A 21,540-nucleotide genomic window follows, 5' to 3' on the forward strand; every position below is an offset into this window, starting at 1 on the left:
GCGGCGCGATCCGTACCTCTGTCGCCGCGGCACAAGCCATCAAGCCCATCATGGACCTCGGACTAACGCTGGTCACCGAAGGCGAAGGTCGGTCCATGGCGCTCTTCAAAGAGTGCATCGTCCGCATCGGTGGCGCCACCTACGCGGGGCCGCCGACCGAGAAGAACGAGTCGGACCGCATCGAGTGGGTCCCCCTCTCGGAGGCGCGAGGGATGATCGACCGCAAGGAGATCGTCAGCAGGGTTCGCTCGTCGGGATCCTCTACCTGCTCATGGACGAATCGGTCCGCTGGCCGACGGGCCCCGTCAGCCTCATGAACTGATCGCCCACGTTAGCGATCATGAATTGGCTACGCTGGCGCCTCGCGGTGTTCGAGATAGGCGGCCTGGCCTTCGCTTCGAGCGATCACGGCACGCTTCACTCTGCGGGCCAGCCTGGGGATCAGCAGCTCATCGAAGTCTTCCGCCGGGTGGAACTCGGCGGCCAGCAGCTCGTCAGAGGCTAGCTTGATCAACGCTGCGGCGTCCGCGTTCAGTTCACCGCCGTCGAAGATGTAGAGGACCTTGTCGCCCTCGCCGGGGTTCGGTGCCCAATCAGTCACCAGGAGCGGGCCAATGACCGGTGTGATGCCTAGCTCCTCCTCGACTTCGCGGCGACACGCGGCCAAGGGGGATTCACCCATCTCGATGTACCCGCCGGGGATCTCCCACATCGGCTTGCACGAGGGGCGGACCAGCAACACGCCCCCCCCACCCACGAAAAGGGTGCCTCTCCATGAGAGACACCCTTCTGACCAGCACACACGCTGACCTGCAAGCGGTGGGTGTGGGATTTGAACCCACGGTGACTCGCGCCACGACGGTTTTGTCGGACCGCCCCTCCAACGAGTGGAACCCTCGCCGGTAGCGGCAGTGGCGGTGCTAATCAACTCGGCGTCAAGATCTCCATGTTGTGCCCGTTCGGGTCCTCGAAGTAGGCGGCGCGGCTGCGGCCCCGGGTGCGGATCTCACCCGGCGTTCGGTGGTGCGGATCGGCCCAGTACGGCAGGTTCCCGGCCCGGATGCGGGCGAGAATTGCGTCGAACTCCTCGTCCGTGACCTGGAACGCGTAGTGCTGCGGTGTGATTTCGGGACCTAGTTCAGAGTCATCGAGAGCGCGGTCGTAGTAGTCGAGCGTGACCCCGTTCGCGACGACCACGGGCGTGAATGGGCCGTCCGGCGGGCCTACTTGGAGTCCGAGCAGGTCGGCGAGGAACCGGGCGGACACATATTGGTCGTGAGCGGCGACGATGGTGTGATTGAGTTCGACAGGCATGGCGGCTCCCTCATCGGTGGCGTCAACCGAGGCACGGCGACGGGGTACGGCCACACTAGGGAGCACAGGCGACGGGCCACATCCGGCCGCCGGCGCCCACGAGTTGGACCTTTGGTCCTAGTGCTCCAGCAGGATGTTGCTGTCTGACCTGGTCTGTTCGCGGGTCGAGCAGTTCAGTACAGTGGTCGAGTCGACGTGCCCATGACATGTACGCGAAATGATGCAGGTGGGCACCGGCTTGTTCCAAACTCAACCCGCGTGCCTGTCAGGACCGAGGCCGGTTCGAGAGGGTGGCGGCCCGAATGGTCCTGTGGTTTCTCCAGTTGGACCGGATCCCCACCTGTCATACCCGCATACGGATCTACGCGGACCACGGCCTGCCGTGCCCCACTGTCCTCCCTCACGTGCCTCGCAGTCGTCATCCTCCCGGCGGCAGGCTCCGTGCACGTTCACACCCGCAGCACCTCCGGTCCAAGCACTGCGTAGCGCCGGGCCTCGGTCGGCGACAGCCGGGTGTCGGTGACGATCGCCTCGAAGGAGCGCGCATCGGCGAAGCGGCAGAAGCTCACCGCACCGAACTTGGAGTACACCCCGGAGAAGACCCTCCTGCGCGAGACGCGCATCGCCTGCCGCTTGACCGCGCCGACCGTCGGGTCGGGGGTGGTCAGACCGTGTTCGCGGGAGATGCCGTTGGCGCCCACGTAGGCCAGGTCGATGACGAACTCGGACAGCATCTGCGCCGCCCAGTGGTCGACGGTGGCCATCGTGCGGCCCCGGACCCGGCCGCCGAGGAGCAGCACGGTGGCCCGCGGCCTGGTCGCCAGGGCTTGGGCGGTGGCGAGCGACGCGGTGATCACGGTGAGCGACCGGTCGTCGGGCAGCGCCTCGGCGATCAGCTGCGGGGTGTAGCCCTCATCGATGAAGACCGTCTCGGCATCCCCCAGGAGTTTCGCGGCGGCCGCCGCGATCCGTTCCTTCTCCACGACGTGCATCCCGGTGCGGAACTCCAGCGTGGTCCCAAAACCCCTGTTCTCCACCGGATACGCGCCCCCGTGCGTGCGCCGCACCAGGCCGCGCCGCTCCAGCGCGCTCAGGTCGCGCCGCACCGTCTCCTTGGACACCCCGAGGTCAGCGGCGATCGCGGTGACGTCGACGGACCCCGCTCGCCTGGCGCTGATCACTATGCGGCGGCGCCGGTCCTCGCCCTCCCCGGCGACCGCCCGGCCCATGACTGTATCCCCCATATGTAGCCCTCCCCCGTGTCAACTTCAGCCGACCCCTAGGCACACGTGTGATTCCGCCCGTCGCATCGTCGCGAGCGTAGATGAGGTGGTGTGTCGAAAAGGTGTCGAAAAGGGCTTCGTTGCGGACTCGGCCGCTGCTGTGACCGGGCGGTCACCGCAGGTCCGACTACAGTCTCTGACTATGCGGTTCACAGTGCTCGGACCGGTAAGGGCATGGCGAGGCGACACCGAGCTCGCTCTGGGTCCGCCCAAGCAGCGGGCGCTGCTGGCGCTCCTGTTGGTACGGGCGGGCTCACCGGTGAGCCTGAGCGACATGGTGGACGTACTGTGGCCGCAGGGTCCGCCCAAGAGCGCGACGAACGTCGTGCGCCACCATGTGGGCTCACTGCGGCGCCTGTTGGCCCCGGAGACGCCGACGGGCGAAGACAGGGCGGTCGGAACGGTTGCCCGCTACTCCGGAGGCTATCGCCTCGACCCCCAGACCGGCGGTCTGGACCTGCTGGTCTTCCGCCGCTTGGCGGCGCGGGCCAGGCAGGCGGCGAGCGAAGGCTCACCGAAGACCGCGACCGACCTGTACGACGAAGCGCTGGCGCTGTGGCGCGGGCCGATCGCCGACGGTGTCCCCGCGGACATCCGCGGGCACCCGGTGTTCACGGCCATCGACGACGAGTGTGTCAGCGTCGTACGCGACGCCGCCGTCGACGCCCTGACGGCTGGTACGCCGGATCGCGTCCTCGCCCCGCTACGCCGGGCCACCACCAGCCATCCTCTGGACGAGCCGCTCCAGGCTCGTCTGGTGCTCGTTCTCGCCGCCGCCGGGCGCCGGGCCGAGGCACTCGCGACCTACCGCGCCGTACGAGACCGACTGGCCGAGGAGCTGGGCATCGCTCCCGGGCGCGAGCTGACGGAGGCACATCAGCGCGTGCTCGACCAGGACCCCTCCGACGTATGGCGATCCGGTACGCCCCCGGGGCCGGACAGCGGCGACGCACCAGCGCCCCGTCGCCGCCCGCGAGCCGAAACGCCGTCCGGAGCCCGCACTCCGGCGCCCCATCCCGCGCAACTCCCCGCCGACCTGCCGGTTTTTGCCGGGCGCCGCAGCGAACTCGCCCGCGCCTTAGCCCTGTTGCCCGAGCTCGACCATCCCGCCGCCACTCCCGAGGCCACGGTGATCACCACGATCGAGGGGATGGCGGGCGTCGGCAAGACGTCTTTGGCCGTGCACTGGGCCCACCGCGTCGCCCACCGCTTCCCGGACGGCCAGCTCTACGCGAACCTGCGGGGCTTCGATCCTGCTGGTGCCGCTGTGGAGCCTGGCGATGTCCTGCGCGCCTTCCTCCATGGCTTGAGCGTGCATCCGCACGACATGCCTGCGGGCCCCGACGCCCAAGCCGGCCTCTACCGAAGCCTGTTGACGCATCGTCGCGTGCTGGTCCTGCTCGACAACGCCCGCGACTCCGCACAGGTACGGCCCCTCCTCCCCGGTTCACCCGGCTCGCTCGTCATCGTCACAAGCCGCAGACGACTGCAGGGCCTGATCACCGCCGACGGCGCCCACTCCCTCACCCTGGGTCCGCTCGGTGACGCCGAAGCACGCGAGGTCCTGGCCCAGCGGATCGGCGCACAGCGGATCGCCGCCGAACCGGCCGCCGTCGAGGCCGTCATCGCCCTGTGCGGCCGATTACCCCTGGCCCTCGTCATCGTGGCAGCGCACTCCACCGCGGGCCCCGGCCTCCCACTGGCATCGATCGCCGCCGAACTGCGCGCGGGCCACGGCAGTCTGGACGCCTTCTCCGGTGACGAGGCCGACGTCCGGGCCGTGTTCTCCTGGTCCCACCGGGCACTCACCCCGTGGCCACCCGGCTGTTCCGACTCCTGGCACTCCATCCCGGCCCCGACGTCTCCCGGTCCGCCGCGACGAGCCTGACCGCTCTGAGGCCGGGCGAGGCCCGCGCGGCACTGACCGCCCTGGTCCGCTCCCACCTGTTGATCGAGCACGCGACGGGCCGCTACACCAGCCACGACCTGCTGCGTGCCTATGCGGACGAACTCCTCTACGCGGAGGAGAGCGAGCAAGGGCGCCGAGAGGCACTCGGGCGACTCCTCGACCATGTCCTGCGTACCGCACAAGCCGCGGTCGACCTGCTCTTCCCGCATCGCGTCGAACGCGAGACGCCGCCCCCGTGCCGCGCGGGCAGCGCACCCGAGCCCCTCACGGGACGGGAGTCCGCCGCCGCATGGCTCACCGTCGAACTTCCGGGGCTGCTCGCCCTGATCGAACGCGCCGCTACCTGCGGATTCCCCGTCCATGCCTGGCAGTTGGCGCTGGCGCTTGAGCTCTTCCTGGACCGGCGAGGCCTCAGGGAGGAACAGATCACCGTACAGCGCGTGGCCCTGGCGGCGGCCGAGCGCCACGACGACCGGCTCGGGCGGGCCCACCTCCATCGCACGCTGGGCTTCGCCCTGCACCGCATCGGCGTGGACTCCGAGGCCGCGTCCCACCTCGGCAGCGCGCTGGACCTGTTCACCGCCCTCGGCCACAGCGACGGCCAGGCCCGTACGCTACGAAGCCTCGCCTTCCTGGCCAACAGCCGCGCGTGCCACCAGGAAGCCCTGGAGCACTACGCCCAGGCCCTCGCCCACTACCGCGCGACGGACGACCTCAGCAGGCAGGCCGGCGTGTTCAACGAGATCGGCTGGACCCACATCCTGCGCGGCGAGCACCACGAGGCCCTGGCCCAGTGCACCACGGCCGTCGCCCTGCACCAGAAGACCGGAGACATCAACGGCGAGGCCGCCGCCTGGGACAGCCTCGGATACGCCCATCACCATCTCAGGCAGCACGCACACGCCCTGGACTGCTACCGCCAGGCCCTCGTCCTCTTCCGGGAGATCGGCGACCGCGCCCTTGAGGCAGACACTCTCGGCCACATCGGCGACACCCTGCACGAACAGGGCAATCACACTGCCGCACGGTCCAGTTGGGGGCAGGCCGCAGCGATCCTTGCCGAGTGGGGCCACCCCGACACCTGTCAACTGCTGAAGAAGTTGCGGGACGCGGCAGCGGATCCTCCCTGAGGACGCCCACATGTCCGCTCTCGCCGCCACCGGCGGCGGTCAGCGACGCTCGGCATGCCCCTTTCGCAGCACGTTCTGAACAGATCGCGGCGTGTACGTACCGTCGCGACCGTCCCCAGAACGGTCGGAACGGAACCCAGTGGCTTCAGGTCGAGTAGTCGGCGTTGAGGCGCACATACCCCTCGGTGAGGTCGCAGCCGTAGGCCGTGAACTCAGCGGCGGAGTGCGGGCCGGCGCCGAGGTCGACGCGGAGCCCGACCTCTGCCTGCTTGAGGTGCTCCGCGACGCGCGCCAGCTCTTCGGGGCCGGGGCTCCCCGGGTACACCTCCTGGCCCCCGAAGCCGATCGTGACGCGCTCGGGGGCGATGTCGAGGTCGTCCTGGCACTTCCCCACCGCCATGGCGACGCGCCCCCAGTTCGGATCCGCTCCGTGCACGGCGGTCTTCACCAGCGGTGAGTTGACCACGGCCTTGGCCACGCGCTTGGCCTGTGCGACGTCCCTGGCGCCGGTGACCCGTACTTCGATGAGCTTGGTGGCGCCCTCACCGTCGCGGGCGATGTCCTTGACCAGGTCCAGCGCGATGGCTCCCAGCGTCCTTTCGAACTCCATCAGGTCCACGGGGCCCGCGAGGCCATTGGCGAACACGGCCGCCGTGTCGCTCGTGGACGTGTCGGTGTCGATGCTCAGGGCGTTGAACGTACGGTCCATGACACGGCGGAAGATGTCATCGAGCACGACAGGACCCACCTCGGCGTCGGTGCAGAAGAACGTCAGCAGCGTCGCCATGTCGGGCTCCATCATGCCCACTCCCTTGGCGATGCCGACCAGCGTCGCGCCACCGCAGCGGGCGCGGCGGATCTTGGGCTGGGTGTCGGTCGTCATGATGGCGATCGCCGCCGCGTCGAAGTCGGCGCCGGGGAACGGCCAGCGCAGCGAGGCGACATGGCGGCGCACGAGGGGCATGGGGTAGCGGTGGCCGATCAACCCTGTCGAGGCGATCAGCACGTCGTTCGGGTCGGCCCCGATCGCCTCGGCCACCTGGCGGCGGATCTCCTCGGCGTCCTGGCGGCCCCCCGCCCCGGTGGCCACATTGGCGTTGCCCGACAGGACGACGACGCCCCGTGCGATCCGGTCCGCGACCGCTTCCCGGCTGATCTGGACGCTCGGCCCCGCGAAGCGGGAGCGGGTGAACACCGCGCTCGTGGCGGCGTACACCTCGGAGGCGATCACGGCGAAGTCCGGGCGTGCGTCTTTGATGCCCGCTCGACCGTGGTGGACAAGGAAGCCTTGAGGAGACGAGGAATGCATCGGACCGGATACCCCTTCCCGAGTCGCTGCCGCCGGGCCGTCCCGGCACCTGCCCGGCCACCGTGACACACCCTGGTTGTCGCCCACTGCGCCGTCCGCTGGAACTCTCCCCGGGCGACCTCCTGATCGTGGACAACTTCCGTACGACGCACGCCCGCACGCCGCTCGCGCCGCCCTGGGACGGCGAAGAACGGTGGCTGCACCGCGTCACCCCTCCAGGCCGCGGTACTCCATGGCCATGACGCCCCAGCTGAAGCCCAGGGCGCTCGTCGCGTGCAGGACCAGGTCGCCGCGGTCGAGGCTGTCGCGGGTGATCAGTTCACGCATCGCGATCAAGGTGTCCGCGTTGCCCATGTGGCCCAGCCGGTCGTACAGGAACACGCTCTTGCTCGCGGGAAGTCCCAGGCTCCTCAGCAGGCCTTCGTGGATGTTCCGGTTGCCGTGGGTGACGAGCAGGCGGTCGACGTCGGTGAGGTCCTTGCCCAGCGAGGCGAGAACATCGTCGATGAGCGCGCCGAAGTGCTCCATGTACGCCTCGCCGAGGCCTTCCCGATGACCGTGGCGCCGGACGACCACCTTGTCGCCCTCGCGCACGCCCGTGTAGTAGTCGCACCAGCTCGGGTCGGTGACCATCCGTGAGCCGAGGACCTCGGCGAGCGGGGCGGACGCCGACAGGAGGATCGCACCGGACGCGTCCCCGTTGTTGAACAACTCCCTGGCCGCGGCTTCCCCGTAGTCCAGCATCGTGCTGGCCCGATCTCCGATGAGGACGAGCGCGTACTCGTCAGGACGTGACCCGAGCCCGTCGCAGGCGAACTGCACGGCGGCCGTCATGGCGTTGCAGTGATTGGCCAGCTCGAAGCAGTACGCCCGCTCGATCCCGAGTTCATGGGCCACCTTGGCCGCGGGCGACCACATGGACGTCTCCCATTCACCCGAGCCCGCGTAGATCACCGTGCGGACCTCCGACGGTGGAATCCTGTTCCGCTCCAGCACCGTCCGGGCGGCCCGCAGCGCGAGCTCCCACTCCCGCTCGCCAGCCGCGAGCACCGGGATGCTGTCGCAGGTGGTGATCGCGCGGACGGCTTCCTCCGGCAGGCCGGACTTCCCGGCCATCTGCTGAACGGTGATCCGTGCCGAGGGCAGCACGGTGCAGAAATCGACAACTCCAGCCATGGCGTTCCCTTCTTGGTGACGGTCGGTGGCTGTTGGTCGCTAGGCGAAAAGGCCGAGTCGATGAGCAGACACAGGAAGGAAGCCCTCGGGAGCAGCAGGTACCCAGGAGGGGCGCATCCACGACGAGCGGCTCGATCACAGGGAGTCTCGCAGCCGGGGGTTGCAAGCGACTGGCACGGAGCACGAGCGAAGCACCGAGCGCGCTGCAAGCGCTGCCACGACTGCCGTCTGGAGTGCCCACGTCCGCCATCCCTCGGCCCCGTTGCGGTCTCCTGCGGATGAGTTCCTAGGAGCAGCCCGTACGCACGACGACACGGCGAGGTGTCAGCCGTCGCCGGGGCCGGATGGGGGCGGCCCCGGCGACGGCTCGCGACGCCCCGCGTCCGTGCGGCCGACCACCAGCGTCGGCCGAGGTCCGCGCCGCCCGTTCAGAGCCGGTGCGCGGTTCGCACGGATCCCCATGATCCGCATGGGGTGCCTGTTTTCAGGCCATACCACCCAACTGTCGCCTCGTCACACCTCTCGCGACCCTTACATTGAGAGACGCGTCAAAGCGTGATCTGACACGTGATGGCCCTGCGGAGAGGGAGCGGATGGCTTCGTCGGAGCAAACTGCCGCAGGGCACGACAGCCCGGTTCCACGCCGTCGGGGAGCCGACCCGTTCGAGCCTCAGCCTTACACCGCTCCCCCAGCGAAATGTGGCGGATGGGCCTCTTCACCAGCTGAATCGCCCCTCAACGCTCGGGAGACTTCGATGCCCCACGAACGATCCGCGCACCACACCGTCCCGGCGTCACCCGACACCGGTCGGCTCTCCGACGAGGACGCCCCTGAGACCGTGGTCGGCGACGCCCAGTCCGAGATCGTGGACGGTGCGGCTGTCGACGGCAACATCCACGTCGGCTACTGGGACGACGCCACGGACCACCGCTCCCTCGACCAGGCCACCGACCGGCTCACCGACCTCGTGGCGGGGTGCCTCGCCGCCGCTCCTGGCAGGCGCCTGCTGGACGTCGGCTGCGGAACCGGGCGGCCCGCCCTGCGCATCGCCCGGGCCACCGGCGCCGACGTCTCGGGCATCTCGATCAGCGATGAGGATGTCGAACTCGCGCGAACCCGGGCGGACGCCGCGACGCTCGCCGACCGGGTGGACTTTCGGCACGCGGACGCCTGCGTACTGCCCTTCGAAGCCGCGTCCTTCGACGGCGCCTGGGCGATCGAGTCGATGATGCACATCGGCGACCGGACCACCGCCATCGCCGAGATCGCCCGGACCCTGCGCCCCGGTAGCCCGCTGGTCATCACCGATGTGCTGCTCCGGTCGCCGGTGTCCGGAGACTCCGCGGAGCTGGTGCGTCAGACGTGCCGGGCGTTCGGGTCCCCCTCGCTGCCCGAACCGGCAGAGCTCCGCACGGCTCTCGACCGCGCCGGTCTGGAGTTGGTGGAGTTCAACGACATCGGGGAGCACGTCCGGCCCACCTATCAGGCGTTCGCCGATGCCTTCGACGGCGTTTCGCCCTCCGGCGATGACCGTCACTACGAGTTCTTCAACTCCACGCGCTCCCTTCCCCGGTTCGGCGCGCTCCCCCAGATCGGCTACGTCTTCCTGGTCGCCCGTCGTCCGTGAACGCGTAGCCCGCTCGAGGCAGCCGGCCCGCCCCGCGACGAGCGGAAAATCTGGCCAACATATTCAACCGTGAAACGTTCAACAGTGGCAAGAAAAATGATTCCCCGGGAGAAGGGAGACCACAAAACTTCGTCACCCGCCGACAAGGCAGACCAAGACGATGGCGGCCCGCAGCTCCGAGCGGGCCGCCCGGGCATCCGCATCCGAACGAAGGCACGACACCCACCGGCCCCATAACCCTCACCATATGGCGTGACGTCACGTCAAGAAGAAGTTGAGGCGTCCTAAGCCTTCTGCGAATCCGTGCACCCCACAGGTCTCCAGGTATTGTCCAGGGAGGAAACGTGGGCCAGATTGCTATCACGATCTGCAAGCGATTCAGGCCACTGCGGCTTTCCCTTTTTGGTTGCTCGACTCCATACATTTTTACCCGGCGCACGCGATTCCAGCGTGCAGGTGAAGTGGGGGACCTGCCTGAACGCGGTAAACAGCTGACGTGACGGAGATGGCCGACCCCCGCCCCATGGACGCCACCTCTACCCCGAGTGCTGGACGTCGTCGCTGGAAATCCGCAAGCCTTCCTGACCACCCGCGCAATCCTCAAATGATATTCCGCGAGGGAGAATTTCCGCATGCCCAGCGACAGGTCAGAGAACGTGCGTCCACGACCGCGAGTCCTGGTGGTCGGATTTGCTGGGCATCAAGGAAAGGAGTACCTGCCGATCGTGCGGGAGAGTGCGGACGTCGTCGGCGGCGTCGACCCCGCCCCCGCGGCCTCATCACTCGCCGACGAGTCGGGATTCCCGCACTACGACACCCTCGGTGAGGCACTCGAATCAGCCGACTTCGACGCCGCGGTGGTCACCGTGCCGCACAGCGAGCACTTCCCCGTCAGTACGAAACTCCTGGCACACGGCAGGCACGTCATCAAGGAAAAGCCGTTCGCCATCACCGAACAGGAAGCCCGGCACCTCATCCACCTGTCGCAGAAGGCCGACCGCAGCGTCTTCACGCTGCTGCAACGGAACTTCAGCCCGGTGTTCCGGTTCGCCCAGGAGAACCTCGCACGGGTCGGGGAGCCCTACTGGTTCTCGTACGACTACCACTTCAACCTGGCTCACCCGACCACGGGTTGGCGTGCCTCCAGAGAGCAGGCGATGGGCGGTGTGCTCCTCGACATGGGCTACCACCTAGTCGACGTGCTCACCGGAATGTTCCCCGAACCCTCGCGGGTGCACTCCGCCTTCGTGCACCACTACCAGGAGATGCGGGACCGTCGGCTGGAGGATCTCGTCAGCCTCATGTGCAGCTATCCCTCTACGGGGCTCGCGGGCTCACTACGCGTCTCACGCCACAACTACGAGAAGGTGGAACACCTCTGTGTGCTCGGCACGAAGGGCGCGCTGAACGTCACCCCCGGGGCCGCCGTCCTGCACTCCATCGGAGGGCTGCCGTTGGAGCGCCGCACCTGGAAAGGCCCCAAGACCGACGCCGTGCGATCCATGATCGCCCACCACCTGGGACACCTGAACGACCATCACTACCGCCAGGACCACCTCCGGCGTCAACTCGCCGTCGTGCGCACGATCAACGGGATCTACCGGGATCGACTGCGTGAGCAGGACCGACTCGCCGACCGGTGCGCCTGACGCTCGTGCGATCCGAACCCGGACACCCCTGCCGGTTCCCCTGTCCGGCACCGGGCCCAAGACCACCCGCGGGAGCAGGAAGGACCTATGACGACCGCCGACACGCTCGCCCTCCTCGGAGGCAGCCCCGCCATCGACCGGCCGCTTCCCCACGAGATCTGGCCGCCCCGCGCGGACGAGGCCGAACTGGCCGCGCTCACCGAGCAACGGCAGACCGACATCTCCATCAAGGGCAACAGCGGCCCCATCGGCCAACTCGAAGCCGAGTTCCTGGCCTTCCTGGATCACGGCGTGCGCTACGCCGTCGCGTTCAACTCCGGCACCAGCGCCTTGCTCGCCGCCTACTTCGCCCTCGGCGTCCGCGAGGGCACCGAGGTCGTGGGCCCCGCGCTGACCTATCACGCGGCACTCAGCCCCGTCTTCGTGCTGCGCGGCGACGTGGTCCTGGCCGACATCGACCCCGCCAGCCGCGGCCTGGACCCCAAGGCCCTGGAAGCGGCGATCACCGACAGGACCCGGGTCGTCACCGTGGTCCACCAGTGGGGCCACCCCTGCGACATGGACGCCATCCTTCAGATCGCCGAACGCCACGGGCTGCGCGTCCTAGAGGACTGCTCGCACGCCCACGGCAGTCGCTACAAGGGCAGGCCGGTCGGCACCTTCGGCGACGCCGCGGTCTTCTCCCTCCAGGCCAACAAGGCCGTATACGCGGGCGAGGGCGGCATCCTCGTCACCGACGACGCGCGGATACAGGACCGCGCCACCCTCCTGGGCCACTATCGCGACCGCTCCCGCGACGCGGTCGTCGACGAGGAACTGCGTGCCCACTGGGTCACCGGCTTCGGTCTGAAACTGCGGATGTCGCCGTTCAACGCGGTCGTCGCCCGGCACTCCCTCGCCGCGTTCCCCGCGCGCATGGAAGCCCGCCACCGCTGCCTCAACCACTTCGGCGAACTGCTGCGCGAGGTCGACTACCTGGAGCCCGTGCGGGTCCCCGACCACGTCGACATGGGCGCCTGGTACGGCTACAAGCCGCTCTACCGGCCCCAGGCGCTCGGCGGCGTGCCCCGCTCCGTACTCATCGACGCGCTGCGCGCCGAGGGCATGGAGGTCGGAGCGCCCTCCGGCCCACAGCTGTCCACCCTGCCGCTGTACGCCCGCGCCGAGAATCCGCTCTTCCCTGGCACCTCCAAGCGCGGCAACGCACCCGAGCCCGGCTCGCACGCCGCACATGTCGAGGCGCACGCGCTGTCCCTGCCCACCTTCACCGACTGGCCCCAGGACGTGGCGCTCATCGAGGCGTACGCCGAAGCCTTCCGCAAGATCGGCCGCCACCGGGAAGCACTCGCGCGATACGCGGCCGGGATGGCCCGATGACCCACACCAGCGGAGAGGTAGTAGAGACCATGACAGTCGAGGAGTCCCCCGAGACCGTGGCCCAGGTCCTCCAGCACGCCCTCGTGGGTGAGGACCTGCCGGACTCCTTCACCTTGTTGGGGCAGGAATGGAGCCTGCACCGAGGCGTGTTCCCCAGCACCCTGAGCGCCGCCACCGAGGTGCTGGCCTCGATGGTGCCCTACCCCAAGGGCGGATCCCTCCTGGAGGTCGGCTGCGGTACAGGGGTCATCTCCGTGACCGCCGCGCTCGAGGGCTGTGCCTCCGTCACCGCACTGGACATCAACGAAAAAGCAGTGGCCAACACGGCCGCCAACATCGAGCGGCACGGCGTGGGCGACCGCGTGCGCGTCCTCCACAGCGACATGTACGAGGCCCTTGAGCCCACCGACCGGTTCGACGCGATCTTCTGGAACGTGCCCTGGACGTACGTGGAGGACGGCTTCCCGCTCTCCACGGACCTGCACTCCGCCGTCTTCGACCCCGGCTACCAGGGCCAGTCCCGCTACATCGCCGGCGCCCATGCACATCTGACCGACGGCGGTCGACTACTGATCGGCACCGCCGACCTCGGCGACCGCGCACGGCTCGACTCCATCGCCGAGAAGGCGGGCATGCGGGTCGACATGCTGGACCGCGTGCGCCGGATCGAGGAAGTGCGGGTCATGGAGTACCACCTGCTGGAACTGCACGCGAAGTGATCCGGCAGCCCTCAACACTCCGCCCGAATCACCGAGGACTGAACCCCGGAGCCCACGACGTGTGCAATGAGGCGCCCTATGTCACGACATGACGATCTCGAACTGGCTCTGCGACTCGCCGACATCGCCGACCACATCACCAGCCGCCGCTTCCAAGCCCTTGACCTGCGGATCCAGGAGAAGCCGGATCGTACGCCCGTGACCGACGCCGACACCGCGGTCGAGTCGGCCGTACGCGAGATGCTCAAGTCCACGCTCCCGGACGACGCCTTCGCCGGGGAGGAGACCGGCGGCTCCGTCGCGGCCGGGCGCACCTGGATGATCGACCCCATCGACGGCACCAAGAACTTCCTGCGCGGAGTGCCGGTCTGGGCCACGCTGATCTCCTTGCTGGAGGACGGCAGGCCCACCGTCGGTGTGATCAGTGCCCCTGCCCTGCACAGCCGCTGGTGGGCAGCGGCCGGACGGGGCGCCTGGCTGCGGCGCGGGGCGGTCGACAGCGCTCCCCTGCGCCTGCGGGTCTCCGGCAACACCCGCCTCGACCAGGCTTATCTGTCCACCACCAGCACACGTACCTGGGACACCTTCCACTCACGCGAGGCGTATCTGCGCTTGGCCGAAGCCTGCTGGGAGGATCGTGCGTTCGGAGACTTCCTCCAACACTGCATGGTCGCCGAGGGAACCCTCGACGTCGCGGCCGAACCCGTCGTGAATCCCTGGGACATCACCGCCGTGCAGGTCCTGGTCGAGGAGGCCGGTGGTGTCTGTACCGATCTCCTGGGCGCCTCGCCCCAGGGCGGCACCGGTGCCTTGTCCGCCAATCCGCAGTTGCACCGGCTCTCCCTGAAAATCCTCAGAGAAACGGACCATCATGCTGATTCTCTCCTTGAAGGAAGGCCATGACGGGGCGATCGCAGCCGTCGAGGACGGCAAGCTGCTCTTCTCCCTGGAGGCGGAAAAGGACTCGTTCATCCGCTACAGCGGCCTGACCGCCGAGGTGTTCGCCGTAGCGGCGGACCGGCTGGACAAACAGCCGGACGTCGTCGCGATGAGCGGCTGGATCAAGGGAACCCAGGCCACCGACCAGCCCTCCCGTGCCGGGTACTACGGCGTGGGCGATTCCGCGATATCGGACGAGGCAGGACGATTCTTCGGGAAGAACGTGCGCGTCTTCTCCTCCACGCATGAGCGCTCACACATCATGACGTCCTATGGGATGTCGGCGTTCCGCCGGGACCAGCCCTTCTACAGCCTGGTGTGGGAGGGAAACATCGGCTCGTTCTACCGCATCGACGCGCACGGGAAGGTGACGCACCTCAAGGAAGTGCTCAACTACCCGGGTAACAAATACTCCTACGGCTTCGCGCTCGCCGACCCCAAGTACAGCCCGCACGAGGAGTTCGTCCGTTTCCAGGACGCGGGCAAGCAGATGGCCCTGGCCGGATTCGCGGAGGACCGAGCGACGACCGAGGCGGAGCAGGAGGTCATCGACTTCATACTCGGTCAGAGGAACGTCATCACAGGGAGCCTCAAGGACCGGATGGCCGACTCCCCCTTCCACAACATCGGGGTGGAGTCTGACGCGTACAAGAGCCTCGCCGCTCGCTTGTCGGACGCCATCTTCGACCGGTTCTACACGTACGCCCGAGAGCATTTGACGGAGGGGCTCCCCCTGCTCATCTCGGGAGGCTGCGGACTCAACTGCGAGTGGAATCGCCGCTGGCGCGAGTGCGGGCTCTTTCCCGCGGTCTTCGTCCCACCGTGCCCCAACGACAGCGGCTCCGCGATCGGGACGGCCATCGACGCCCAGCACTTCTACACCGGGACGGCCGACCTGGACTGGGACGTCTACGCGGGCGGCGAGTTCGTCGAGGACGCGGCGTTCGACCCGCAGCGCTACGAGATCCGTCCCCTGGACTACGCCGAGGTCGCCCGCTACCTCCGCGACGGGAACATCATCGGCTGGGCCCGCGGCCGCTGGGAGATCGGCCCCCGGGCGCTCGGGAACCGGTCGATCCTGGCCGCCCCCTTCACCGAGGAGACGACGGACAGGCTCAACAAGATCAAGCAGCGCGAGGGCTACCGGCCCATCGCCCCGATCTGCCTGGAACAGGACGCGGGCCGCTGGTTCGGCGGAGGGGTACCGGATCCCTACATGCTGTACTTCAGCCAGGTCGCGTCCGGCGAACTGCGCGCGGTGACGCACGTCGATGGAACTGCCCGCACCCAGACCGTAGACCCGACGTCGAACCCGCAGATGGCCGAACTACTGACCACCTTCGGTGAACTGACCGGATTCAGCGTCCTCTGCAACACCTCGCTCAACTACTCGGGGCGCGGGTTCATCAACTGCACCAGCGACCTGATCACGTACGGCGAGCTCCACGGCCTGGACGGATACGTCGTGAACGACACGTTCATCACCCTGCGCCAATGATGGCACCGTGACCGGAAGGCGTGTGGTCGTCGACGAACGTGACGGTCTCCTCAAGTGGTGCCCGGCCCGTGCGAGGCCCGGCCGTCGTGACGTCCTCGAAGCCGATCGACATGCCGCAGAAGAGGACGAGCCCGTCCGGGGGCGTCAGCACCTCCGCGACAGTCCGGTGGAATTTGGCCCAGGCCATCTGCGCACAGCTGTGCAGCCCCTCCGCGCGGAGCAGCAACATGACCGTCTGCAGATACATGCCCGCGTCGGACCATTGGGGTAGCCCCATGGCGCGGTCGATGTAGCAGAAGAGCGCGACGGGCGCACCGAAAGCGTCCCAGTTCGCCGAGGCGGCCCTCTGGCGCGCCTCCACGTCTCCCGGCGGAATGCCGAGTGCTCCGTAGCGCTGTGCACCGAAGGCGGCACGGCGCTCGCGGTACGGGGACTTCAGCTCGGGCGGGTACATCTCGTACTCCGCCTTGTCCCAAAGGTCGCCGACGGCCAGACGCTCACCGGCGCGCTTCTTGAGTTCGGCCAGTGGTCCGCCGGTCAGCACGTAGATGTGCCAAGGCTGGAGGTTCGACCCGGACGGTGCCCAGGCCGCGGCGGACAGCACGCGCTCCAGCGTCTCTCTGGGAACCTCGCGGCCGGTGAACCCTCGTACTGCCTTGCGGCTCCTGACCGCTTCGTAGACGTCCACGGTGATCCGCCTCCCGGGCTCAGGTGGTGGGGATGTCGAGGGGCAGGGCGCTGAGGGGTGATTCGAGGGGGCAGGTGTCGTTGTCGAGCCTGCCCAGGGCATGCCCGCTCTTCAGCAGCGCGGCGACGAAGTAGCGGGCCATCAGGCTGTGGACCGCCTGGGTCGGATGGCGCGGGTCGCTGGTGGTGGCACATCGGCGGACCTCGGTCGGGACGGGATCACGGTCCGGTACCGAAGGCATCCGCGCGTCGTAGAAGGGCCGGATCCCCGCTGGCTGGGACTCGCTCGACAGTTGCCAGTTCGTCGGGTCCCGGCCGACGTGCGCCATCCACTTGCTCATGGTCACCAAGTGGACATGGCCCTGCGCGGGTGCGCCGACTCCTCGCGGCCAGTCCGCCACGAGACTCGCGAGGAGCGCGTTGTAGCGGTCGATCACGGGCGCGCCGCCGTACACGTTCGGAAGGTCGACGACCATGAAGTACTGATCGGCCTCCACCCCCGGAGAATCGGACACGATCGATTCGATCAGTGACCGCGTCTCCGCCACGGCCGGAAAGGCGCCCACTCCGTCCTCGGACTCCTCGGGATGGTCTCGGCTCCAGGTCTGCCAGGCCGTGTAGTCGTTCGTGGACGGCAGGTTCCGCGCCTTCGTACGGTCGTGGTCGGGTCGTTCCACGGTGACGAAGTCGTTGAGCCCGGCCCACAGGACGTGCAGGGTGGGTCCGTCGAACTCCGCGCCCAGGAAACTGCGTTGTGCCAGATAGTCCTCCACCTGCCCCCTGAGACAGCTGAGAGATCCGAGCCCGCGGGTGAACGCCCGGTCCCGGCTGACGACGCACCCTCCCATGGCGTAGTTGACGTACCTGATCTGCTGCGGGGTCGGAGTCGGCCGCCTCTCCCATCCGCTGTCGTCACCCGGATGTCCGACGTAGGCGTATGCGTCGAGACTCCGCCACGGCCTCATCTCGGGCGGCTCGTCACCGGGATCGACGTCCAGCACCGAATGGCGCGACAGCGTGCGGTAGTCGGCCGACTTGCGAATCGTCAGGTCGCTGTTTCCCCACATGAGCGCGTCGCCGGTGGACCATTCGACCAGGAAGTCGGTCCAGTTCTTCCCGTCGCTGAACCGGCCGGACTCGTTCACGCACAGGGTTCCGGGCGACCGGCCCGATCGCTCCGTCGGCCAGATCCACCTGTTGCCGATGTCGGAGAGGTTGTCGCCGAAGACGACGACATTCTTCATCTTGGCCACTTCTGCTCACCCACAGCTCGTTGATCACTTGAAGTGCGGCCTTCAGCGCAGTGACCTGAAGGCCGCGCGGATCTCCTGTGCGAACAGCTGGGGCTGCTCCCACGCGGCGAAGTGGCCGCCCTTGTCGACCTCGTTCCAGTGGATGAGGTTGCCGTACGCCCGCTCGCCCCAGCTCCGAGGCGCGGGGTAGATCTCGGCAGGGAACACCGTGACCGCCACGGGGACGTCAGGAATGTCGACGGCGTCGAAAGGACCACCGCCCGCGTGCGCGGATTCCCAGTAGAGCCGGGACGACGACGCCCCGGTGTTGGTCAGCCAGTACAGGGAGATGGCATCGAGCATCTCGTCGTAGGTGAGGACCTTCTCGGGCTCGCCGCCGCTGTCGGTCCATTCCGCGAACTTGTCGTAGTTGAATGCCGCCATTCCGACCGGGGAATCGGCGAGTGAGTAGCCGATGGTCTGCGGGCTCTGGTTCATCATCGCCGCGTATCCGTAGCCGTCGCGGTAGAAGTGCAGCAGCCGGTCGTACGCGGCCTTCTCGCGCTCCGACAGCCGCGCGGGTGCGGGGTCGAAGTTGCGCAGCTGCCGGATGATGGCCGGTGGCACGGTTCCGGGCATGTTGATGTGGATGCCGAGAAGGCCGTGGGGTCGTTGCATCGCGAGCTGGTGCGAGACGGCGGCGCCCCAGTCGCCGCCTTGGGATACGTATCTCCGGTAGCCGAGCCGCCGCATGAGTGCGTGGAATGCCCGCGCCGTCCGAGCGGGGTTCCAGCCGGTGTGTGTCGGCTTGGCCGAGAAGCCGTATCCCGGCAACGTCGGCAGGACGAGGTGGAAGGCGTCCTCGGCACGTCCGCCGTGGGCCGTGGGGTTGGTGAGCGGTCCGATCACCTTCAGCAGCTCGATGATCGACCCGGGCCAGCCGTGCGTCATGAGCATCGGCAGCGCGTCGGCATGCGGGGAGCGTATGTGGGCGAACTGGATGTCCAGGCCGTCCAGTTCGGTGATGAACTGCGGCAGGCCGTTGAGCTTCGCTTCGGCCTTGCGCCAGTCGTAGTCGGCGCCCCAGTACTCGACCAGAGGGCGGAGCTTCGCCAACTGGACGCCCTGGGTGCGGTCGTTGACCGTCTCTCTCTCCGGCCAGCGCGTGTCCCGCAGTCGGCGTCGGAGCGCGGCGATCTCCTTCTGCGGGACCTCGACGCGGAAGGGGCGTACGCCCTCGATGTGCTTCACCGCGGCGGCTGAGTCGGCTGCCTCCGGCGCGGAGACGGCTGTCGGCTCCCCTGCCGTCGCTCCCTGAGCCCTGAGAGGCAAGCCGAGTTGGGCGGCGACGGCGCCGCCTGCCGCGAGTCCGAGTAATCGCCGACGGCCAGCGTTGATCTGACCCGTATTCTCCTGCGCGCTCATCGGAATCTCCTTCTCCGGATGGCGGGTGTCCGAAACAGACCGAAGCGGAAACGACAAACGTCCGTGTCATGTGAAACACGCCTACGTTAGGACCTCAATCGCCGCCCCTTGAATACCCTTTCAGCCCTCCGTCAGGAATCACTCATACGTCTAGCAGGCCGTGCACGCATCGGGGATGCCGGACGGACGCCGCGTCCACGACCGGCCCGCAGGCCACACCTACCAACTTCCGTGCCTTCAGCGGTTCTTCTGCACCGACGGCGTCCGGTCGACCGGTCTACGACCCGACCGGTTGCGGAGTCTCATCTGCCGGTGGTACACGGTTGGGTTGAGCCCCCCACCCCCTGAGTCACGTTCAGGAGGGGATCGAAGATGACACAGGAATTCGTCAGGTTCAGCCCCGACGTCGAGCACTTCGACGACAACTTCGCGAAGAATCTCGAATCCGTCATCGAGGACATGAAGCGACACACCGAGAGGTCCGTCGAGGTCGAAGGGATCCAGCGGGCCGTGCGCAACGCGCACGCCAAGGGCTACGGACTTGCCCGCGGCGAAGTCGAGATCCTGGCCGGACTGCCAAAGCCCTACGCACAGGGCATCTACGGCCACCCGGGACGCCACGAAGCCTTGGTCCGCTTCTCGCAGGGAACCAGCCATACGGGAGCCGACAGGTTCCTGGGGGCCGCCGTCGGGATAGGGCTGAAGATTTTCGGTATCGACGGAGAAACCCTCCTGGACGACGAGCCGGACAGCCGGACCTTCGACTACGCGATGATCAATCTCCCGGTCTTCTTCGTGAACGACATCGAGCATTACGTGTTCATCGCCCCGCTGTTCGAGTCGCTCGGCCTTGTTGCGCCAGCTGACGAGTCGCCGGAAGAGCGGCAAGCCAAGATGTACCTCTTCCTCCACGACTGGGTCACCGGCAAGGGAACGCTCCCTCCGGAGCGGTGGGCGTGGAAGGAGCTGGCCACCTTCTTGCAGTTCACCAAGGTCAAGTACGTCAACCTGCTGCTCTCGACGTACTGGACGATGGGTGCCGTACGGCATGGGGACCACATCGCCAAGGTCCGCGTGGCGCCGGTCCAGGAGTTCGCGGACCGCGTCATGCTGCGGACGCTCGATCCCCTCGCCCAGGAACAGGTCTTCCGCCCCGCGCTGGTGGCGGAGTTGCGCGAGCGCCCCTACGAGTTCGACATCCAGGTCCAGCTCTGCACGGACCTTGACCACATGCCCGTAGAGGATCTGACCGTGCCTTGGTCCGAGACGCTGTCGCCGTTCGTGACGGTCGCGAAGCTGCGACTCCCCCGGCAGGACATCGGCGGGGACGACAATCTGGACCGGATGGATGCCACCTCTATGACGCCCTGGCGCGTCACCCAGGAGCACCGCCCGCTGGGCAACATCATGCGGGCGCGAAAAGAGGTCTATCGCCAATCGTCGATCCTGCGCCATCAGTTGAACCATCAGGTGCGCAAGGAGCCGGGCAGTCTCGCGGAGGTCTTCGAAGGAGATGGCGGACATGGCACAGCGTGAACGGAAAGCCCGCGGATCTGGAAGCGACGAAACCACTGAGCAGCAGGTCAAACAGCTGCGGGAAATCTTCGCCGACGCGCCGCAACTGGCGAAGAGGGCGCTGGAGAACGTGCTTGAGGAACTGAAGTCGCAGATGTCGCAGACGCCATCGGTGGCAGGAAGCGCCGGCCGCGTCGGCAGCCGTCAGGGCACGGTCTCGGAGTTGACCATCGTCGTTCCGTTCGCGCCCGGCGGGGCCGAGCGGTTGCGCGCGCTGCTGAGGTTGGGGCATGGCGACTTCGCGGAGGCCGAGCGGGTCGGCACCGTCCACGACATGCGCTTCGTCTTCCTGGACAACGACACGAAGCTGCTCTTCGCCACCGCGTACGACGGCGAGTGGGACGCCTACATCGATGACTTCGCGACCAAGGTCCCCGACTACCTGGACATGCTCTTCTCCGCCGGAGAGGGCTGGCCGGGGATCAAGAACCCGGCGGTGAAGGACTGGATCGCCGAGCATCAGGTCACGGCCGAGGGCTGGTACGTCGCCAATCCGGACCTGACGGTCGTGGAGACGCGACGGCTCGAACGCGTCGGCGAGGCGCTGGACGAGTTCCTGGACAGGATCAGCGACTGACGGTGCCGCCGGGACGAGGCTGGGATCACCCTCGCCACGAGTGTCTCGTCCCGGTGAGCAGACTTCCGGCTCCCGGCTCCCGGCTCCCGGCTCCCGGCTCCCGGTGAGGACAC

At 67.9% G+C, this 21,540-nt stretch carries 18 protein-coding genes and 2 pseudogenes; 12 read left to right on the forward strand and 8 right to left on the reverse strand.

Annotated features, from left to right (window positions below; genetic code table 11):
* Positions 1-116: 116 nt before the first annotated feature.
* Positions 117-322: pseudogene (locus CP970_RS01580) on the forward strand (hypothetical protein); the annotation flags it as partial.
* A gap of 27 nt (positions 323-349) precedes the next feature.
* Here CP970_RS01580 and CP970_RS01585 read toward each other — a convergent pair.
* From CP970_RS01585 to CP970_RS01595, 3 genes are all read right to left on the reverse strand, one after another.
* Complete coding sequence (locus CP970_RS01585; RefSeq protein WP_055545244.1) at positions 350-802, reverse strand: NUDIX domain-containing protein; 453 nt, start codon at positions 800-802, stop codon at positions 350-352.
* A 122-nt stretch (positions 803-924) separates the two neighbouring features.
* Positions 925-1,314 (reverse strand): VOC family protein, encoded by a 390-nt coding sequence (locus tag CP970_RS01590; RefSeq protein ID WP_055545245.1) that lies wholly within the window; start codon positions 1,312-1,314, stop codon positions 925-927.
* Positions 1,315-1,763: 449 nt separating this feature from the next.
* Positions 1,764-2,558, reverse strand: a complete 795-nt coding sequence (locus tag CP970_RS01595) for a DeoR/GlpR family DNA-binding transcription regulator (RefSeq protein WP_055545246.1) — start codon at positions 2,556-2,558, stop codon at positions 1,764-1,766.
* Between the two features lie 181 nt (positions 2,559-2,739).
* On the opposite strand from CP970_RS01595, the gene CP970_RS44645 reads away from it, so the two are divergent.
* Positions 2,740-4,485 carry an AfsR/SARP family transcriptional regulator gene (locus tag CP970_RS44645; protein WP_224058144.1) on the forward strand — a complete coding sequence of 582 codons (1,746 nt, stop codon included), beginning with the start codon at positions 2,740-2,742 and terminating at the stop codon, positions 4,483-4,485.
* A complete protein-coding gene (locus CP970_RS44650) occupies positions 4,410-5,636 on the forward strand; it encodes a tetratricopeptide repeat protein (protein WP_224058146.1) in 1,227 nt (408 codons plus the stop codon). Before CP970_RS44645 ends, CP970_RS44650 begins: the two co-directional genes overlap by 76 nt.
* Positions 5,637-5,781: 145 nt before the next feature.
* Here the strand turns inward: CP970_RS44650 and argJ are convergent, their stop codons facing one another.
* The gene (gene argJ, locus CP970_RS01605) at positions 5,782-6,945 is read right to left on the reverse strand and encodes a bifunctional glutamate N-acetyltransferase/amino-acid acetyltransferase ArgJ (protein ID WP_055545248.1); all 1,164 of its coding nucleotides are present in this window, start codon (positions 6,943-6,945) and stop codon (positions 5,782-5,784) included.
* A 104-nt stretch (positions 6,946-7,049) separates the two neighbouring features.
* Between argJ and CP970_RS44655 the strand changes: the two are divergent.
* Positions 7,050-7,154 (forward strand): annotated as a pseudogene (locus tag CP970_RS44655) (TauD/TfdA family dioxygenase); the annotation flags it as partial.
* Here CP970_RS44655 and CP970_RS01615 read toward each other — a convergent pair.
* Positions 7,153-8,121 carry a 3-oxoacyl-[acyl-carrier-protein] synthase III C-terminal domain-containing protein gene (locus CP970_RS01615; protein ID WP_055545249.1) on the reverse strand — a complete coding sequence of 323 codons (969 nt, stop codon included), beginning with the start codon at positions 8,119-8,121 and terminating at the stop codon, positions 7,153-7,155. The pseudogene CP970_RS44655 and the gene CP970_RS01615 sit on opposite strands and share 2 nt — an antisense overlap.
* 755 nt (positions 8,122-8,876) lie before the next feature.
* Here CP970_RS01615 and CP970_RS01620 point away from each other — a divergent pair.
* From CP970_RS01620 to CP970_RS01645, 6 genes are all read left to right on the forward strand, one after another.
* A complete protein-coding gene (locus CP970_RS01620; RefSeq protein ID WP_055545250.1) occupies positions 8,877-9,749 on the forward strand; it encodes an SAM-dependent methyltransferase in 873 nt (290 codons plus the stop codon).
* Positions 9,750-10,381: 632 nt separating this feature from the next.
* Positions 10,382-11,398: a Gfo/Idh/MocA family protein gene (locus CP970_RS01625; RefSeq protein WP_055545251.1), complete on the forward strand. Its 1,017-nt coding sequence runs from the start codon at positions 10,382-10,384 to the stop codon at positions 11,396-11,398.
* Positions 11,399-11,485: 87 nt separating this feature from the next.
* On the forward strand, positions 11,486-12,775 hold the full coding sequence (locus CP970_RS01630) for a DegT/DnrJ/EryC1/StrS aminotransferase family protein (protein ID WP_055545252.1): 1,290 nt from the start codon (positions 11,486-11,488) through the stop codon (positions 12,773-12,775).
* Positions 12,776-12,804: 29 nt separating this feature from the next.
* Positions 12,805-13,494, forward strand: coding sequence for a methyltransferase (locus CP970_RS01635; protein WP_191094860.1), 690 nt, complete (start codon positions 12,805-12,807; stop codon positions 13,492-13,494).
* A gap of 78 nt (positions 13,495-13,572) precedes the next feature.
* A complete protein-coding gene (hisN, locus tag CP970_RS01640) occupies positions 13,573-14,397 on the forward strand; it encodes a histidinol-phosphatase (RefSeq protein WP_055545267.1) in 825 nt (274 codons plus the stop codon).
* A complete protein-coding gene (locus CP970_RS01645) occupies positions 14,366-15,931 on the forward strand; it encodes a carbamoyltransferase C-terminal domain-containing protein (protein ID WP_055545254.1) in 1,566 nt (521 codons plus the stop codon). The genes hisN and CP970_RS01645 overlap by 32 nt, the downstream gene beginning before the upstream one ends.
* On the opposite strand, the gene CP970_RS01650 is transcribed toward CP970_RS01645, so the two are convergent.
* From CP970_RS01650 to CP970_RS01660, 3 genes are read right to left on the reverse strand one after another with little or no spacing between them, the layout of a single operon-like run.
* Positions 15,915-16,619, reverse strand: coding sequence for a nitroreductase (locus tag CP970_RS01650; RefSeq protein WP_055545255.1), 705 nt, complete (start codon positions 16,617-16,619; stop codon positions 15,915-15,917). The genes CP970_RS01645 and CP970_RS01650 overlap by 17 nt on opposite strands.
* A gap of 19 nt (positions 16,620-16,638) precedes the next feature.
* On the reverse strand, positions 16,639-17,862 hold the full coding sequence (locus CP970_RS01655) for an SGNH/GDSL hydrolase family protein (protein WP_150492860.1): 1,224 nt from the start codon (positions 17,860-17,862) through the stop codon (positions 16,639-16,641).
* A gap of 51 nt (positions 17,863-17,913) precedes the next feature.
* The gene (locus tag CP970_RS01660; RefSeq protein WP_055545257.1) at positions 17,914-19,275 is read right to left on the reverse strand and encodes an epoxide hydrolase family protein; all 1,362 of its coding nucleotides are present in this window, start codon (positions 19,273-19,275) and stop codon (positions 17,914-17,916) included.
* A 372-nt stretch (positions 19,276-19,647) separates the two neighbouring features.
* On the opposite strand from CP970_RS01660, the gene CP970_RS01665 reads away from it, so the two are divergent.
* A complete protein-coding gene (locus CP970_RS01665) occupies positions 19,648-20,811 on the forward strand; it encodes a catalase family protein (protein WP_055545258.1) in 1,164 nt (387 codons plus the stop codon).
* Entirely contained in the window at positions 20,798-21,427 is a 630-nt protein-coding gene (locus CP970_RS01670) for a hypothetical protein (RefSeq protein WP_055545268.1), read from the forward strand. Before CP970_RS01665 ends, CP970_RS01670 begins: the two co-directional genes overlap by 14 nt.
* Positions 21,428-21,540: the final 113 nt, after the last annotated feature.

This window comes from Streptomyces kanamyceticus (assembly GCF_008704495.1).
Taxonomy (GTDB): Bacteria; Actinomycetota; Actinomycetes; order Streptomycetales; family Streptomycetaceae; genus Streptomyces; species Streptomyces kanamyceticus.